This window comes from Phocaeicola dorei (assembly GCF_013009555.1).
GTDB lineage: Bacteria > Bacteroidota > Bacteroidia > Bacteroidales > Bacteroidaceae > Phocaeicola > Phocaeicola dorei.
This window is the reverse complement of record NZ_CP046176.1, coordinates 2,669,741-2,687,751: the sequence shown is the minus strand read 5'-3', so window position 1 is coordinate 2,687,751 and position 18,011 is coordinate 2,669,741. Positions and strand designations below refer to the sequence as shown.

Genomic DNA, 18,011 nt, shown 5'->3' with positions numbered 1-18,011 from the left:
AAAAAAAATGTGAAAAAAGAAAGAATTGGCGCTTATTATGGAAAAAATTCTGTAATAATAGAAACCTTTCTGAATGTATGTGCAAACTCAGGCAGATACTCACTTTTTTTTTAGAACACAAATGACGGGAATGGCATAAATTTATCTTGATTTTTAATTTATGTCATTCTCGTCATTTGTGTTTCATTCCGGAAACACTTACAGTTTGACGGTCTTCACTTTGCCGGGAATGATGGTCAGGTGTACCGTGCCGTTGTTTTCTATATCCACCTTCTGGTAGCAGGCTTCCACCATCACTTTCCCGTCCAGTGCCATCACCCCCCACCGGCAGGCGCTCTCTTCAAAAGCACAATAAACGCCCACAGGAGGAAGAATCTTTCTGTATTTGGGAGGAACGATGATACGTTCCCCCAGTTTCAAGCCCCATTTCATGCCCATACGGTACGGAAGGGCATCTCTTATCTCCTCCAGCCTCTTCCGCCTTTTCGCTTCCTCGTTCCTTCTCTTCTGCCGGTCCGTTTCCTCCGCCCGCTGTCCGGCTTCCTCTTTCAGCTTCTTTACAGCCGTGTCGAAGTCCTGCTCACCGGGTCTGGGAAGGTTAGTGGCAATGTACCGCTTCCTCTTTCCTTTTTCCACATGGTAATACCTTCCAGCCCCGTCCATCACCACGATGCTCCGGTCGGCCAGACGGCCGCAGCACCAATAAACTTCCTCGTCATCCCCTGCCAACAAGCAGGCGAACACATCAAACACCGTGGACCATACGGAATCCACCAGCTTGCAGGACTTCGGTACGCGATAATCCGGTATCTTCAAGTAATATTCATAAAAGCAGATGCTGTCTTTATGCAACCCGTTCATGGAGGCGTATGCTTTTTTTGTACGGCTATGGAAAGTCTCCCCTACCCTCAGCAATTCCACACCGCCGTAGGAAAACACCACCGGCTTCTCCCGGTAAGTGCGGCCTGTTTTCATGTCCATGTAGGAAACCGTGCCGGCAGTATCCGTAACAGCCAGCAGTTCCTCTTTCAGGAACTTCAATCTCCGACAATACCCGAGTATCATTTCCGGCTCCCCGGAGGCACTCACCACTCCTGCCTGTCCATCTTTCAAACGGACTGCCACACGGTTTCCCTGAATGTCAAAGACTTGCAGATAACGGGGAGACACTGTTATCTTGTTTCCACGCTTCAGCCCCCACAGGCTACTCCGCCGGTCGGGATAAGATTTCAAGGCGGCTTGTGATTCCTTTCCCTCTTCTGCTTCCTCCCGATTCCGGATGGCTTCCAGCAACCGGTCGTGAGTCATAACAATCTCCCATACCTCCTCCTGCCCGCCACTGTCCGTCAATGACAAAGCAGGCAGGTACAATCCGCCTTCCGTCCGTGCCCGGGACAGCGCGTTGCCAATCATCCGTCCCTCGAACATCGCCGCCCAGTCATGGTTCCGGGCAGGCAGACCGAAGATGCGGTACAGACCCACATTGTCTATCAGCATACAGGACTCCTTGTTTGCCGATCTCCTCAACCCACGTCCTACCTGTTGCAGGTATTTCGCCAGGGAAAGCGTGGGACGTGCCAGCTGCACGAACTCCACATCGGGACAGTCGAAGCCTTCGGAGAAGATATCCACATTGACCAGCACTTTAACCTTTCCCCGTCTGAAATCATCCACCAGTTCCTTGCGTTCCGAAGCCGGAGTCCTGCTGTCGATAGCAACAGACTCCAGCCCGTGTGCGCTATAACAAGCCGCTATCCGGCGGGCATGGGCGATGCTGACAGCATATACGATTCCTTTCTTTCCGTGGGCATATCGTTCCACGCTCTCATACAGCCGGCTGATACTTGTCTCCCGGTTCAGTACCTCGTTCATCTCCTTTACCTGGTAGTCCCCGTCCGCACCCCGTTTCTTCAGCGAGTCTATCAACCGCTGTTCCCTGCTGTTCGCACGGATGGACACATAGTCAAAGGATGACAACCACCCTTTTCCGATGAATTCCGCGACAGTCCACGAGGTGATCAGGCTGTCGAACAAGTCCATGAATCCCTTGCCGTTCAGCCGGCAGGGAGTGGCAGTCATGCCCAGTTTCCTTGCCTCCGGATATTTCTCCCAAAGTATCCGGTAGGTTTCCGCCAGGGCGTGATGCGCCTCGTCGATAACGATCAAGTCCGGTTCTTCGTACATATCCTTCCGGTTTCGTGACAACCACTGGATGGACATCACCCTCACCCTTCCGTCCTCTTTGCTCATCCCGTGCCGGGACACGGTTTCCTCTATCTGATCCACCAGCTCCCGGCGGTGCGCCACAATCCATACCCGGCTGCCGGAACCACGCAGGAATTCCCTCACTATGGCGGCCAGCAGATGCGTCTTTCCCGTACCGGTGGGCATCTGCACCATCACATTCCGATGAAACTCCCACTCCTCAAAGAGGCGGAGCTTCATCTCCTGCTGGTAATCACGAAGAGTGTCGTTTGGGTAATACATAAGCGGATGCCGGCCACCACCGGCAATAAACCCCCCATGGGGCGATGAACTACGTACAAATGGTCTATGATTCCCACAGCAACAGTGCGGATAATAAGAAAAATCATCCCGGCAAAGGCGTGGAACGTTCCGGCAAGGAGCCGGTACGAGCTTGTTTCCTCTCGTAGGACGAGGAAACGTTGATACGGAGGAAGATAAAAATTGAGAATTTAAAGATGGCAGTTCACACCGGCTCTCCCAAGCAGGGACAGTGGGGACAGCAGGGACAGACTCCAAATTTCTCACACACGCACGCGCGATATAATTAGGTGGGAAAATCATCTTTCCCCCTGCCTTCCCACAGGATTATGTCCGGCCGGAACTTCTGAAAAAAACGCACGACAGGGAGGATAACCGAAAGCACCGTCCTCCTTTGGGCAAACGTTTCACCAAATAAGAGGTACCGGTAAGTGTGGACGGCAAGGGAATATATCACCCAACTTATCCTCCCTTTATAGGTACACGCATACGTGTGTGAGGAAAAAAGGGGGTGTCCCCACTGTCCCCGTGTCCCCGTAAACTCCCTGCAATCCGCCAAGGGGTCAGAAGAGATCACGCCGCACGGACATGAAGTTATCTTTGCAATGTCCAAAGGAACTAGCCGCCACCCGTCACAAGATTACAAAAACTTTGGTACAAGATTCCGCGGATCTTGTACCAAGTTTCACCGGATATTGCAGCAGTGTGCACCTCTTTTCTTCGGACTCTATTTTTTTTCTATATTTTCATTCTTCTACTATCCACTTTTCGATATTGCGGGTTTCAGCGCTGAAGTTCACCCCTATTTTAAAGAGCTTCCGTCCGTTCGAAGCAAAAGGAAGCGCGTAATGCTTGTCATGAATCTGTTGCAAAGCCTCCTCGGCCGTGCCGTCCAGCTTGAATTCTATCACATAGATAAACTTGTCAGTTTGCAGGACAAGGTCAATGCGTCCTTTGCTTGTATGATATTTCACTTGGGTGTAAAAGCCGATAAGCTTGAATACGATGAAAAGCACATTCTCGTAATGTAGTTCCTGTTCGCGGATCGCTTCGTAGGTAGTATCCGCAAAAAAACTTTGCAGACGGAGGAAGAAGGAGTCATAATCACCGGAACGCACCTCACGGACAAATTTCTGAATCTCAAAGGGAGATTCCACCTTATTTACGTTCGCGTAAAAAGGGAGCAGGAAACGTACAAACCCCTCTTCCACTTCCCGGTTCGGAAAACCTAAACGGTACATTCCAAATTCTTTATCATATCCCTTTATAGTGAGGTATCCGCTCTGATAGAGCAGAGGAATAGGATTGGTGGATTCCGAATCTATACTGTTCAGCACCTGGGAGTCCATTTCCTCGTGGGCCATCCGTTCCAAGTCGTAATGATGCTTCTTCAGCAGTTTCACCAGATAGGTAGGAGTACCCGTCTCGAACCAATAATTGCCGAATTCCTTATATTTGAACGCATTGAGCAAACTAAACGGATTGTACATGCCGATGGAATGATGTGTAAAGTGATAGCCGTCATAATATGCTTTCAAATCGTCACAAAGCTTGTCGTATTCATCCACCAGAATGGCCACACGCCGCCCAGTCTTCTCGCAGGCACGCTGGATGATACCGGCAAAGCGCAGAGAGAAAGAGGTTTCGGACGGACGGGCTCCGTACAGGCTTTCCCAATATACCAGATTATCATTCAGAATCTTATCCAGACTCTCCGGAGTATCATACTTCTCGATGTTCAGATCCAGATGCAGAACAGGATATTTGATCCAATCCTTTTCCAGCTTCTCCATTGCCAGACCTTCAAACAACTCCTTCTTACCTTGAAAGTAAGCTTCCAAGGTAGAGATGAGAGGCTCTTTCCGAAACGTCGCGGACGGCTCAGGAAGTAGTAACTTCCGGTCTTTACCATCTGGTACACCAAGGCCGTTTTATCAATGAAATAACCGTCCCGACGGATTTTCTCGAAATTCTGGATTCCGATGGGATATATTTTATTGCTCATACATTTTTCAATGGTTTATCATGATATTTGCAAAGAAACAAAATCTATTCGTAAAATCCTAGTTGGGTATCTTTTTAACCACAGAGTTCAGCCAAGAAACAGCATCCTGCAATGTCAGAGTCGGATGCTTCTCCTACTAATACCACAGACACTTCCGGAAGCTATAGATATCACTTCACCATTCATTATCATTTTTTTTGCTGTAGCGTTCTGAATAAGTCTTTTTTCCGAATGAGCACTGCTTTATAAAGAAATTCGTGCACGCCGTTACAGCTTATCAATTTCTTCCGGCGAGAGTCCGGCAATCCGGACAATATCCGCTATGGAAAAGTCGTTGTCTTTCAGTTTACGGGCGATCTCCAAACGTCCCTTCAAACGTCCTTCCGCCTCTCCTTCCGCTTTTCCTATTACTTTTCTTTCCGCGACAGCCTGTTCACGGATATTATTTTCCACAATACGGCTCACGTTATAACGGTCCACCGCCTTATCATAAGCGATACGGTCACCCTCAGACAGGTGAGCCTTGGCGGCAAGGCGGTCAAGATGGCTGAAAACCTGTTCTTTCAGCGCATCGGGCATTCTGTTCCAGTTGTTCATATTCTTCAGTGTATACATTAGTTTATCGGATAAAGTAGAACATTCGGCCAGATCCTTCGTAAAATAAGGAAACTGGAGATAAATCTGACGAAAATTACGGTTCACCACACGGCCGCTGTCACGGTCGGAAAGCACCGTGTCGGTACGGAACTTACTTTCCAGACCAGCCTCCTTGAAATTCATCAGGAAAACACCGTACACGGCAGGAAGCCTGTAACGCAGACCGTAAGAGACCTCCTCCTCCATGAGCATAACGGAATCCCCCTCCAGAGGAGTATCGGGAACACGCACCTCACTGGAGGAAGGATTCTCCATCTGGCGGCTCACCGCACGGCACACATAATAAAGCGTACGGTCCAGAAAATGGCTGTGCCAACGGTTCTGCATCTCCACGATGATGTACTCGCCCGCAGAGGTACGGCAATAAAGGTCATAGATGATTCCCTTGTCGTGAATATTCTCTGAACGGTCCTCCTTGTCCAGGAACGTCAGGTCTTCAATGTGGTGCTCGCCGGACAGCAGTTCGTTAAGCAGGATTATCAGCAGGGCCTTGCTGGCAGGCTGGCCGAAGATGATCTTGAAGCCGAGATCCGTGAAAGGGTTTACAAAGCGGGATGACATAATAAAGATGATTTTATGGTTTCTGACCGCAAAGAAACGAATTCTATCCGGAAAATACTATGAATGAACGATTTTTATTATTTTAAATGGATTTTGAAATAAATGCCGCCGGAGAAGTATTTCCCGTCATTCAATTCGGCAATCAGGTTGATGTGGTCTTTCCATAGCTGGTAGTGTGCCCCGATGTTCACTGTGCGGGCATCGTATTCGGCCATTAAGTTCAGTCCGTTTAAGGCTTTTACCGCCAGGTTATCTTCCGGCAAGAGGTTGAATTTGAAATCCACCCCTGCGGCAGTTCTCCTGTAATGAGGAAACCAACAGGCACGGTAATCCACGTATGCGGCGTGAACACCCAGTGTCCCTACCCCGGTGAAACTGAAATGCTTGGTTGCCGCCAGATAATATCGTGTAAAATGATTGTTCTGCATACCGTCCTCATCGAACTTGATAGCCCCACCGCCGTAGGATTCGTGCGAGGCGGGATCATCCAGACCAAGGACTACCTGCGGAGTCCAGGGCTTCCACCAGCCTTCTTTCCACAACCGCAGACGGGCATTGAAGGCGCGGTCCTGATTGGTGTACTTTCCCCAAGACTGCTCCGGAAAATAAGTGGAGCCATGATTTGCATAATTGATGGTACAGGTGTATCCTACTTCGAGCCAAGGGAAGATGGTTATGTTCAGATAATAATTGAATGTGTATTTTATCTCATTGGTGGTGAGATACTGCAATGGGACAAGATGCAACACATTCCCGCCCACCATAAATGTTTTGTCTCTTTGCATCTCGGCAGTGGGGGCATGAAGAAGTCCCGTTGTGCCATATAATGCCTGTGCCTGACTCTGTAACGAGCTAATCGCAATAAGGCATATTAAAATTAATTGTATTTTTCTACCCATTATCCCTCTTCATCTCTTCCTTAATCAGTCTAGGTAAGGTCTTTATGAAATTCCAATATCGGGGAACATTTTTCTTCGGGTCTTCAAAAGCACGATGCAACCACTCCAGTTTAAGTTTCAACATCCAATCCGGAGCACGCTTTACATTTCCTACTCCTGCATTGAAATTGAATATAGCTCCAAAGCCAAACATCACTCCACGATGTAAATAAGGCTGTAAACGGTTCATGAACATTTCCTGTTTCGGAGCCCCCAAAGAAACCCAAATAATATCCGGTTTATCCTCATTTATCATCTGCGCAATGCCCTGATAGTCAAATTCATCCACTTTTCTGAAAGGCAAGGTCTCAAAACGCATATTTTTTATTTCTGGATCTATTTTTGAAAGATTATCTTTCAGTCCGGAAAGTACTTCCGGAGTATTACCCAAAAAGAACTGGCGATATCGGCACATCCGCACATATTTTATAAAAATATCAGCTCCTATATACGATTCTAAAGGCTTGTGATGAATATACCCCAATATTTTGGCAAGCACAGATCCATCACAATTATTGACTAAGGCTCCATTCAACACGTTCAAAAACTCAGGATTATTATTAGCAACAGTCAAATTATTGCTTTCAACCGAACAAACATATCCTACTGTTCCCTCTTCTATAGCGTTTTCTATGGTTTGCTCTAATTTTCTCTTATCGAACTCTAAACGGACATTAAAATATCTCTTCTCTTTCATAAAGCTACTCCTATAGTAATAAATTTCATCACCGAACAGGCTTGCAGGCTATGCCTGTAACCTGCCGGAATCAACAGATACGTCCCAGCCTTACAGATATACTTTTCATTAACTATCATCATAAGCCCTTCTCCTTCCATAAAATAATAGTGTTCATCCATGGTAGGATGCACATGAGTATCCACAAAATCACCTTTATGTAACTCTGTAATTGCTATTTGAGTAAGAGAAGAAGAAGTTTCCTGTGAAGAAAGAAGAACGGTTTTCAAACCGACATGATGGGAAGTAGAAACGGGAAGAATATCTGAAAATTCCTTTTGAATTATTGATTGCATCCGCTTTTTTCAATTTGGGATTTCACCCATTCATATTGCTGCCTCAAGCCATCCTCCAAAGCCACTTTAGGTTCCCAACCTAATATTGTTTTTGCTTTGGTATAGTCCGCGCTGCGTGCCTTGTCTCCTTCCGGCTTGGTCGTATCATAAACTATTTCAATATTCTTGCCGGATATTTTCACGATGGTCTCAGCTATCTCTTTAATGGAAGTACATACGGAAGGACCTATCTGAATATAACCATGCTCCCATCCCTTTTCCAAAGCCAGACAAAGAGCTTCAACAATATCATCCACATGGATGAAGGCACGTCCCTGCGAACCACTTCCCCATACATTGAACGGCTCTTTAGGATAGTTAACTGCTTTACGGATTAAAGCAGGAATCACCTGGCTTCTTTCTCCATAATCACAAGGAGAACCATATACATTATGAAACATCAAAGTACAACAGGGAATCCCCGTTTCCTTTTCTAAAAAACCAAGTTCAATCTGTCCCATCAATTTACTCCAACCATAAGCCGATTCAGGAAGAGCCGGAAAAAGTTCCTCTTCTTTTAAAGGAACCACATCCAAAGAATTCTGGCGTGTCAAAGGAAAGCTACAAGCCGTTCCTACGTATATCAATCCTTTTACACGGTCTTTTCCCGCTTTTCGTACAGAATTGAACACATGGGTATTGATTAGATTATTCAACCTGAACAATTCACCTTGATTGCCAAAAACGTAATCAATTCCGGCAACGATATCGGCCAAATGAATGACATAATCCACATTAAAAACAACACGGTCGCATTCATTTCCTACAGACAAATCAATGTTAAAGAAATGAGTATCCAAATCAATGACAGGCTTGCCCGTTTCATCATTCAAATACTCTAATTTACCGCGCCATAGATTATCTATAACATAGACATCATTACCTTCTTTTACAAGACGTTTTACTAAGTTGGAGCCTATCATGCCACAACCGCCTGTTACTAAAATTCTATTTCCCATTATTAACCTAAAAATTAAATAAGTATTTCATTACCAGCGAAATACTTTATAAAAATATTTCAAATAAAGTAAAATGATATACAGGTTTATATGCTATTAACCAATCATTCCCATCTAGTAAAATACCAATCATCCCGTGAATATAAACTCAGTGTATTTCTTGGTTTTCCAAATAGGGATGAATGTTATCATTCCACGACTCATTTTTGAATATATCATAATCTAGTTTACGAACATCACCAATGATTTTTGCAGGAACACCCGCCACAATAGCATATTGAGGAACACTTTTAGTAACTACACAATTAGGGGCGATAATAACATTATCATCAATGACAACGGGACCTTGTATGACAGCTCCAGGGCCTATATACACATGGTTACCTATTATCGGGGCATTTTTATAAGGACCTTGGCCCACTATCGAACAGTTGTTACCTATTTTCGTGTTTTCTCCAATACTTACATGCGGATTAATTAGCACCCCCATTCCTGCATGATTAAAAAAACTACCTTTCCCTATATTTGCTTTATATGGTATATTACAATTGTACACTATAAAAATAACCAACTGTATAAACTTAGGGAGAATAGGTATGTGATGAAGATATAGCCATCTGGCAATCCGATAAAAATGAATAGCATTAATCATGACAATAATCTATTAATAAAAGAAGTAAGTCCCCTATTTTATGACTTATAAATTGGTATATAATATTTTTCTACGATATAAACCCAATTAAACTTCTTTTTTAATTTGAAATTTGTAAAGCCTATCGAATTGACGAGTGTGATATCTTTGGATAATTTCATAAAAAGTTCTTCCAAATCATCTGAATTATTGAAATAAAATCCATTCACCTCTTCTTTGATTATATCTTCGGCAATACCAACTTTGCGCGTTAATATGCATTTACCTAATACAAAAGGCTCCACAATACACAAACCATAAGTCTCTACGTTTGTTGGAATAACAGCTACATTACATAACCTTTCTAATTCGCATAATGTATTCCGTGTACAATACCCCGGAAAATAAACTCTATCGGCAATACCTAAAGTCTTTGCCAATGATTTCATTTCATCTAATAATGGTCCATCACCTGGCAGAAAAAGAGAAGAATTTTGATCTTTACTTCTTACAATAAAATGAGCAAAAGCTTTAATTATCAAATCCTGATTTTTTCCTTTTCGAAATATTGCAGGAAATATCAAATGTAATCCCCTATCTGGTAAAGACAAAGGTTCTTTCATAAACAAATCAGGAACACCTATTGGAACTAAAAACATTTTATAGCTTAAAAATGAAAATTTCCGATATAGGAAATTGCAAGTATAAATAACCCTATTAGCCAACAAGAACAATAATATTCCAATAATTACGCGTGCAAAAAAAACTTTTTTAGGATCATTATGTCTATAGGCATGAATAGTATACGTTATTGACAGTCGCTTCCTGAACAGTAAAAAGAATCGGACTACTGATATCAACATCAATTGCCAATTAGTTTGCACATGTACATAATTTATTTCATTATTCTGTATATAAGAACTCAAAGCAAAAATATGTTTCCACATATTTTTGTGACGTTCAAGTCCCGATAATAAAATCATTGGAATACCGGCTTCTCGCATAGATTGTATTAAACCTGGTTCCAATTCTTTCGAACTAACCACAGCAAAAATGTCAACACCGGCTTTCTTCAAAGCAATAGCATGATCTACGTGGTAGCCTATTACCCCGACACTGCAATCCGTAAAAAGTAAAATTTTCATGAAATATTTATTTTGTTCTTGTTATCTATGAGATAAATGAAGACAGCTAAATAAGAAAGGACTAAAGGGCTGGTATATGCGTGTCCTCCATAACAGGCATGACCTATAAACATGAATAGCGCTATGACAGACCAATAATCCAAAATGTTATGTTTCTTAAAAAATCCCTTGATGCAGGAAAACAATTTCTTTATCGGAATATATAAAATAAAAAAAGAAAATATAATTCCAGATTGTCCTATTAAATCTATAGGGTCAACTTCTGCCTCTTTGGGAGCTTCAAAATGTAAGTAGCGTTGATTTTCTATTAAAAAAAGATTTCCTTTACCGAAAAACCAATCAAAGACATTAAAGTTGCCAATTGTCCGAACAGCAGCATCTATCAAACGGTCCCTTCCGGATGCAGATAAGAACACTTCCATTATATCTGCATATTTTCTTGACAAAAACGAGTCTTCTTGAATAATCGTAATTATTTTAATTACCAGAAAATTAAATATAACAAATAGAAAAAGCACTACTATGATTTTCAATGTGCGAGAACTTTTATAATCCTCAAAGTCCATGAACAATACACTTATTGCAAAAGAAAGTAATATAAATGCTGTGCCAAAAAAGCATGCCATACTACCAACCAAACAAGCTCCACCAGACATCACTAACGAAGCCAATAAATAATTATTATTTTTAGTTTTTTGAAAAGAATAGCATGCTAATATATTAAGTAATAGGATTGTCAATCCCACATCATTCATTGCCACAAAAAAACCTTTCGTCCCAAAAGTTTCATCCGTATAAGATCCATATCCCACCTTAAAAACAAAACAATAAATTAAGATAAAAGCAGCAATTACTCCATACCATATTGCAGACCTCACCACCTGAGTATAAGACGAGAAATACTTACACCCCAATAAAAGACTTATGACAAAATAAAAATTTAGAATTTTTATTAGCATCATAAATGTTCTACTTGAAAATCCCCCTATAATAAGTTGATAAACGGATAGGAAAACAGCTGATAAAAGTAAAACTTTAATATAATTGGAATATCTTGTGCGAAACAAGTAAAAACAAGAAAAGAGAATAATTATTCCACGATATAAAATCCCTAATAGACTATCTCCACTACCATCTGTTCCTTTCAGATAACCGTTAATTATATCTACTATTACAGGAAAGGTTAATAACAAAAAAGGAAATATCTTATTTAATCGTATATATATCATTATTTTACAAGAAATACTCAGGAGATAAATATCTCAATTTTTCCACATTAGATAACAATTTTATATCATCATCCAACTTCAACGATACACCAGAGAATAGAGACTTACCAGATCTTATGTATTCTTTTATAATATTGATGTCAACATTTCCATTTTTATCAAAAATCTTATAAGAATGACAATCTAAAGAATGAGCATAGGATTGCAACTTATTTGCAACAAACAATTCATCTCCTAACCATGAGTGATGATAGCCTTTTATACCATCCAAACACTTTACATTATTTAATAATTTTGACTGTTCACCCATTTTTCTCAAATAGTCTGAATCACCATAATAATACTTCCTGAGATAATCTCCTTTCACTATAAATATCCGATATGAATAATCAGAAGGACCACTCCAATTTGGACAAAACAAATTGAAATAAAACATTGTAAAATAGACTCTTATAGTAATTATACCATAATAATCCACCGCATTAATAATTTCATTCGCATACTTACTGTCAATAATTTCATCTATATCTGATAGAATTAACGTATCATCATCTTGATAATTACTATTCCACAACGAGTAGTTACGTGATACTCCATCATTATACCAAGCTGTGTCTCTTATAATTTTCTTCATCCAACGACTTATAGGATGAAGAAAAAAATGAGGAATGAATGCACGTGGCTTTTTATATAATTTTGATGCATCCATTGGGTGATAATAGACCTTTTCATTCCTATTATGAAAACAATGCTCGTGTAACTTATATTTAAACGACTTATCAAATTCGGTTACATGAATCTCGTCAACCCATTTACTTGCTTCTTCGATATTTAAATTAGCTATTAAATTTTCATTAAAAAACGGGCAACACAAAATTATTTTACTCATAAAATTAATATATAATATTATAAGCATCTATTAAAAATAGACACGGTTAATAATCAGATAGGCTCTGTTCACTAAACACCATATAGATCTTTGATCATCTTCTCTTTGTCGAACGAAGTTACCAAAGAGATATTATCGTCTTATGAAATTCCAAGAATATGAAAAATATCGTATACACCACACTTCAATATCGTATCGTGCTTCCATAAAGAAATAAGAATACATACCATAAAAATAAAACCAGTTATCTATTTAGATATATTCTTCTGAGCATTAGTGATTTTATCTAGATTTATATCCTATCCTTTAAAAGTTTATGCGTATCACACAGAATAGCAATAATAAATATGATCCAACAAATTATTAAAATAAAAAGCATCGTATTCAATCCATAATTATTCACAACATACGGAACAAATAAGAATACAATACAACTAAATAGTATATAACCGGTAATTAATATATTCAATCTATTAATAGCATTATGCAATAATGAAGCATTATCAAAGAGAAGCTTTGCCATAAAAAATAGCCCTATTAATATAAATAGAGATGAATGAGCCTCATATTCTGCTCCAGCAATTGCATGCATTATATAGTTTCTAAATAAGCTACACAGTAAAACAGTCAAACTAAATATGACAATTGTCGATATTAAACTTCTATTTATGATAATTTTACAATCTGAATATCTTCTTTTAAAAAAGTTGAGAGATAAAGAACTCCACATAGGATTAAATATGCTCTGATAAATCCCAGTAAGAAACATATATACCTTTTGAATAACATTTACATTAGCTGCAATAGAAAGTCCTAACATCGAACCGGAATAAACAGTAAGAACATTAGTAATAAAACTACTTGATAATTGTATACCTAGAAACTTTATACCTATAGGTAACATCATACACATATTAGAACAAATCTTACGATAAGATAAGTTCACTGAATACCATTTTCTTTTATGTATAAATAATAAAGTACCATACAATGACAATAGCATATTGCATATAAAATACAATATAGAAATAATATAAATTTCCACATGATTAACAGACAATAAAAATACAATAATAAAAGAGATAACTGCTTGAACTATTGATATAATAGAATAAAAATTAGTTTCCCCATAAGAAAAAAATAAAGGAGTTCCCAATCCAAAAGGTATTCCTAAAAGAAACACTATTTGTACGACTATAAAAATAGACCTTCCTTGTTCTTTTAATACTATATTATCTGTTTTAAAAAGTGTTTCATAGGGAATGTATGGACTAATAAAAATAATCAACACAGAGAAAATTATTGCAAAAAATAAGAATGAGAAGAATGCTGAATAAAAAAGCTCCTTAGACTTTAAGTCCCCTTCTGCACCATTCACTATCTCTTTACTTAATAAATTTCTCAATACATTTACAATACCAAAATCACCTGTCATGATAACCGCAGCTAAAGAAGTAATACTAGCCCATAATCCAAACTCTTCTTGTGTATAAAAACGAATAAGTATGAAAATAAGAAGAAAACGTAGTACACTAGCAATAGATGTTGCTATAAATATCCATGATATTCCCCTAAACAGTGGAGATGAGAAAGTTTTTCTATACATTATAATACAATATTAAAATACCAAGCTATTTTCTGCAAAATTTTATCCTTTATAGAATATTGCATTGGATGAATACTACTACTACTTTCTTTTCTGAAAAGGAGAGAAGCATCTATGTTTTCAATAATATGAGATATGATTGAAAACATGTTATATTTATTCATCACCATTTCTTTTGCCTCTGCAATAGCGCTTATAGAGTCTTCATACTTAGTAGAAGAAAGTATTGATTTTAATTGCATCAGGGTTGAATCAAAATTCAATATGTCAATAACATCCAAAGAAGATTTAGAAAAATAATCATGTATATTTGTGCACCCATAATAGACCGGATAACATCCAGCTATAAAACAATCGGCCAATTTTTCCGTCCAATAATTAGGATATGAACAATTTTCTATAACAATGGAATATTTGTATTGAGAAAGTATATCTAATTTATCAGAAATCGGGTTATACCCATTTCCATAAACATCTACTAAATTCGGATATTCTTTTAGAATTCGTTCTGCAAAACAAACCCTATTACGATGTCCTCTAGTAAAGGTTTTATTAGATGTAATTAAACAAAACTTATTCAAACGGGTAGATACTATTTTGCTATCTTTAAAATCTGAAAAGGTATGATATTTTTCACTATTACAAATGTGAGTGTTTTCTTGTAATCTACATCCTAACATCCATGGCAATAATGGAATAGAGGTTTCAGAAACTCCTTTTCTTATCAATTGCTCTTGACACCCATATATATGCCCAAACTGTTTTATGAATTTTTTATTATAAATCTTAACATACGGAGCTTCCCCTAAAAATAATATTCTCCTTTCTATCGGACATAGTGTTTTTATTTCCTCTTTTATACTATCAACAACTACAATATAATCATAATTGTCATTTTCTTGAAAAACAAATTCACAGTTTCCCCATACCGTTTTTTCTTGATTGGGAAACTGCCTCTGTATCGGAATGTTGAACGGTCCTGGAATATAAACTTTAATCATCTCATGTACAAATTGAGTAACCGTAAAATATATTTAGGAAAGAAATTAGTAAATGAATATTTATAAAAAAGGAATAAAACCTCTTTTCTATAGGGAATTCTTTTTGTCTTCAGCTGTAAATCACGTAGATAATTATAAATATTATAAAGACGCATATTTAATAATAAGCCTTTATCCTCCACGAGTGTTGCTAAATATTTTATCAATGATAAATATTGGGCAAATTCGTGATGTTGACTATCCTGATTAGGAGATATAAAATAATACATACAGCACTGAGGTAAATATGCGACCCCTCCACTATTAGCAATAGTGACAATAAATGAGCAATCACAATATTTTCCTCCTTTATTCCAATCCATTGAAATTCCAAAGACCTTTGACTTTCGATACATAAAAGAAGGAAAAGGGGCGATGCGACCTACAGCATATCTCTTTATTATTTCTTCACCGTTTTCAAAAGTATCTATATTCTGAGAAATAAACGCCTTCTTTTTCGTGTTCTTGCCTCTAACATTAAAATAGGCGTTGCAAGCCACTGCACACAAATTCTTATGAGTAAACAAATATTCATATAATGTGCTCACCATAGATGGTAACATTTCATCATCATCATGAAACAACATGAAATACTCAAATGAATTAGTCTTTAATATATAATTAAAATGTGCATTACTTGATGAACACTCTATGCCCCTTTTTTCATAACAGACTCTTCGATCTTTCCTTGTAATATCTTTTAATAATTCAGTAGTTTCATCATTATCAGAATTATCGGATACAATTATCTTTAAGTTACAATAATCCTGTTCTCTAACTGAATTTAAAGATCTTAGGATTACATCTGGTCTATTATGTGTTAATATATAAACACAAATTTCTTGATTCATATAATGTTTTTATTCGCAAACAAATAGTACTTTCAAATACATCAATGCCTGCAGGTATCTTGATATGAAAAAGATGGAAGCAACTCTTGAAAATGCCTGGATGATGCGTGCTCCGAAAGAATAGTCTATGGATTTATCCACCCTTAATTTTTAAGCTATATTCAATATGAAAGCGTACATTACTACAAATTCATCATTTTGAATGCTAAAAACTATAAGATTATAATACTAAGTTGGCTAATTTTCTTAAATATGCCTGTGAACCAGAAACGGAATAAAATTTATCATCAATAGCTATACGTTTAATTCGAGGATAATATGGTATTTCACTCCGTGAATACATATCATTTATAACTTCTATTATTGCAGAACCTACTCCACAGCTTTTTTGATGTTCTTCCAAGACGCAAATATCCGGATATTGTATTGCCAATTCATGCAGCTGTTCAATATTTAATGGTTTAACAAATGGAATGCTATAAACATCTGACAAATCATTAAATTCTCTTATACGATTGACTGCATAATCTAATATTGAGCCACTAACCAATAGAGCTTTATTTGCATTTGGCTTTCTAATAACAGGGATAAGGTCACCGATTTTTAAATTTTCAATCAATGATTGATGGACGATTACTTCACCCGCCTTTCCCAATCGTAAATACATGGGACCCTCATAATTGGCAGAAACAGTAGAGATGACCTGTGCTTCAACGGGGTCTCCAGGCGAACAAATCACCATATTAGGAATTGTGCGCATCATCCCCAATTCTTCTGTCGCATGATGTGATGCTCCTAAAGAACCATAAGCATATCCAGCACCCACTGAAACAATCTTCACATTCAAATTATGGTACGCGACGTCATAACGGATTTGTTCCATGCACCGTAATGTTGGAAAGTTTCCAATAGAATAGACGTAAACATTATATCCTTCTTTTGCCAATCCTGCAGCCACTCCAATCATATTCTGTTCTGCAATGCCTGCATTCAAAAAACGTTCTGGATATTTTTCCGCAAACATCTCTACCACACTATACCCCAAATCACCTACGATTAAAAATATCTTATCATTTATTGCAGCTTCTTCAACAAGCTGCTTAATAAACGCTGTCCTCATCCTTCAATCTCTTTTATCGCTTGTTTATACTGTTCTTCATCTGGTGACTTGTAATGCCATACCAAATTATTCTCCATAAAAGATACACCTTTTCCCTTTATAGTATTTGCTATTATAACTGTAGGTATATCTTTTTGATGTTTGAAAACATCAAAAGCACGCAACAATTCATCATGATCATGTCCGTCAATACTGATCACGTTCCAATTAAAAGCCTTCAATTTATCAATTAACGGTTCAAGACGTAGAACATCATTAGTATTACCAAAACTTTGAATCTTATTATAGTCAATAATGGCACACAGATTGGATAATTTATGATGCGCTCCAAAAAGAAAGGCTTCCCAATTTGATCCTTCATCCATTTCCCCATCACCTAAAATAACATAAGTATTGAAATTCTCTTTCTTTATTTTTGCACCTAACGCAATGCCACAAGCAATAGAGAATCCATGCCCCAAGCTACCTGCTGAAATTTCAATACCTGATACATGATGTGTTGTATGACATAAAAAAGAAGAACCGTCCTGTGCATAAGAATTAAGTTCACTTATGGGATAAAATCCCGCAAGTGCTAGGGCTGCATAGAACGATACACAAGCATGCCCTTTTGAAAGTAAACAGCGATCACGTTTTTCCCAATCAGGATTGTTTACATCATAATTAAGAACATCACTATAAAGTACAGCCAAAATATCGGCCATTGACAATGCTCCTCCTATATGAGAAGCATGGGCTTTATACACCATGGCAACAGAAATTTTTCGAATATTCTTTGCCATTTCTAAACTTTTCACACTCATC

Annotated in this window: 16 protein-coding genes and 1 pseudogene; 1 reads left to right on the top strand and 16 read right to left on the bottom strand. The window is 38.5% G+C overall.

The features are described from left to right. Positions 1-198 precede the first annotated feature (198 nt). Entirely contained in the window at positions 199-2,487 is a 2,289-nt protein-coding gene (locus tag GKD17_RS11230) for a DEAD/DEAH box helicase (RefSeq protein ID WP_170272829.1), read from the bottom strand. A 44-nt stretch (positions 2,488-2,531) separates the two neighbouring features. Here GKD17_RS11230 and GKD17_RS23285 point away from each other — a divergent pair, with 44 nt between their 5' ends. Continuing rightward, positions 2,532-2,654 carry a hypothetical protein gene (locus GKD17_RS23285; protein ID WP_008673954.1) on the top strand — a complete coding sequence of 41 codons (123 nt, stop codon included), beginning with the start codon at positions 2,532-2,534 and terminating at the stop codon, positions 2,652-2,654. Between the two features lie 597 nt (positions 2,655-3,251). On the opposite strand, the pseudogene GKD17_RS11225 reads toward GKD17_RS23285, so the two are convergent. The 15 genes and pseudogenes from GKD17_RS11225 to GKD17_RS11155 form a co-directional block, all read right to left on the bottom strand. Further along, positions 3,252-4,510, bottom strand: a pseudogene (locus GKD17_RS11225) (AAA family ATPase). A 267-nt stretch (positions 4,511-4,777) separates the two neighbouring features. Then, the gene (locus GKD17_RS11220; protein ID WP_007835501.1) at positions 4,778-5,728 is read right to left on the bottom strand and encodes a PD-(D/E)XK nuclease family transposase; all 951 of its coding nucleotides are present in this window, start codon (positions 5,726-5,728) and stop codon (positions 4,778-4,780) included. Positions 5,729-5,805: 77 nt separating this feature from the next. Continuing rightward, positions 5,806-6,627, bottom strand: a complete 822-nt coding sequence (locus GKD17_RS11215) for a YjbH domain-containing protein (protein WP_007835502.1) — start codon at positions 6,625-6,627, stop codon at positions 5,806-5,808. Beyond that, complete coding sequence (locus GKD17_RS11210; RefSeq protein WP_007835503.1) at positions 6,620-7,363, bottom strand: WecB/TagA/CpsF family glycosyltransferase; 744 nt, start codon at positions 7,361-7,363, stop codon at positions 6,620-6,622. The genes GKD17_RS11215 and GKD17_RS11210 overlap by 8 nt, the downstream gene beginning before the upstream one ends. Beyond that, the gene (locus GKD17_RS11205; RefSeq protein WP_007835504.1) at positions 7,360-7,698 is read right to left on the bottom strand and encodes a cupin domain-containing protein; all 339 of its coding nucleotides are present in this window, start codon (positions 7,696-7,698) and stop codon (positions 7,360-7,362) included. Before GKD17_RS11205 ends, GKD17_RS11210 begins: the two co-directional genes overlap by 4 nt. Then, positions 7,686-8,696: an NAD-dependent epimerase/dehydratase family protein gene (locus GKD17_RS11200; RefSeq protein ID WP_007835505.1), complete on the bottom strand. Its 1,011-nt coding sequence runs from the start codon at positions 8,694-8,696 to the stop codon at positions 7,686-7,688. The genes GKD17_RS11205 and GKD17_RS11200 overlap by 13 nt, the downstream gene beginning before the upstream one ends. Before the next feature lie 148 nt (positions 8,697-8,844). Beyond that, positions 8,845-9,348, bottom strand: coding sequence for a serine O-acetyltransferase (locus GKD17_RS11195; protein ID WP_007835508.1), 504 nt, complete (start codon positions 9,346-9,348; stop codon positions 8,845-8,847). A gap of 38 nt (positions 9,349-9,386) precedes the next feature. Then, positions 9,387-10,472: a glycosyltransferase gene (locus GKD17_RS11190; protein ID WP_007835510.1), complete on the bottom strand. Its 1,086-nt coding sequence runs from the start codon at positions 10,470-10,472 to the stop codon at positions 9,387-9,389. After that, the gene (locus GKD17_RS11185) at positions 10,469-11,701 is read right to left on the bottom strand and encodes an O-antigen ligase family protein (protein WP_007835512.1); all 1,233 of its coding nucleotides are present in this window, start codon (positions 11,699-11,701) and stop codon (positions 10,469-10,471) included. The genes GKD17_RS11190 and GKD17_RS11185 overlap by 4 nt, the downstream gene beginning before the upstream one ends. Before the next feature lie 4 nt (positions 11,702-11,705). Next, positions 11,706-12,590: a hypothetical protein gene (locus GKD17_RS11180; protein ID WP_007849035.1), complete on the bottom strand. Its 885-nt coding sequence runs from the start codon at positions 12,588-12,590 to the stop codon at positions 11,706-11,708. 292 nt (positions 12,591-12,882) lie between these two features. Beyond that, positions 12,883-14,196, bottom strand: coding sequence for a lipopolysaccharide biosynthesis protein (locus tag GKD17_RS11175; RefSeq protein WP_007835516.1), 1,314 nt, complete (start codon positions 14,194-14,196; stop codon positions 12,883-12,885). Then, positions 14,196-15,197 carry a glycosyltransferase family 10 domain-containing protein gene (locus GKD17_RS11170; RefSeq protein WP_007835519.1) on the bottom strand — a complete coding sequence of 334 codons (1,002 nt, stop codon included), beginning with the start codon at positions 15,195-15,197 and terminating at the stop codon, positions 14,196-14,198. Before GKD17_RS11170 ends, GKD17_RS11175 begins: the two co-directional genes overlap by 1 nt. Then, a complete protein-coding gene (locus GKD17_RS11165) occupies positions 15,194-16,087 on the bottom strand; it encodes a glycosyltransferase family A protein (RefSeq protein WP_007835520.1) in 894 nt (297 codons plus the stop codon). The genes GKD17_RS11170 and GKD17_RS11165 overlap by 4 nt, the downstream gene beginning before the upstream one ends. Before the next feature lie 220 nt (positions 16,088-16,307). Then, a complete protein-coding gene (locus GKD17_RS11160; RefSeq protein ID WP_007835526.1) occupies positions 16,308-17,207 on the bottom strand; it encodes a transketolase family protein in 900 nt (299 codons plus the stop codon). Further along, positions 17,204-18,010, bottom strand: a complete 807-nt coding sequence (locus GKD17_RS11155) for a transketolase (protein WP_007835528.1) — start codon at positions 18,008-18,010, stop codon at positions 17,204-17,206. Before GKD17_RS11155 ends, GKD17_RS11160 begins: the two co-directional genes overlap by 4 nt. Position 18,011: the final 1 nt, after the last annotated feature.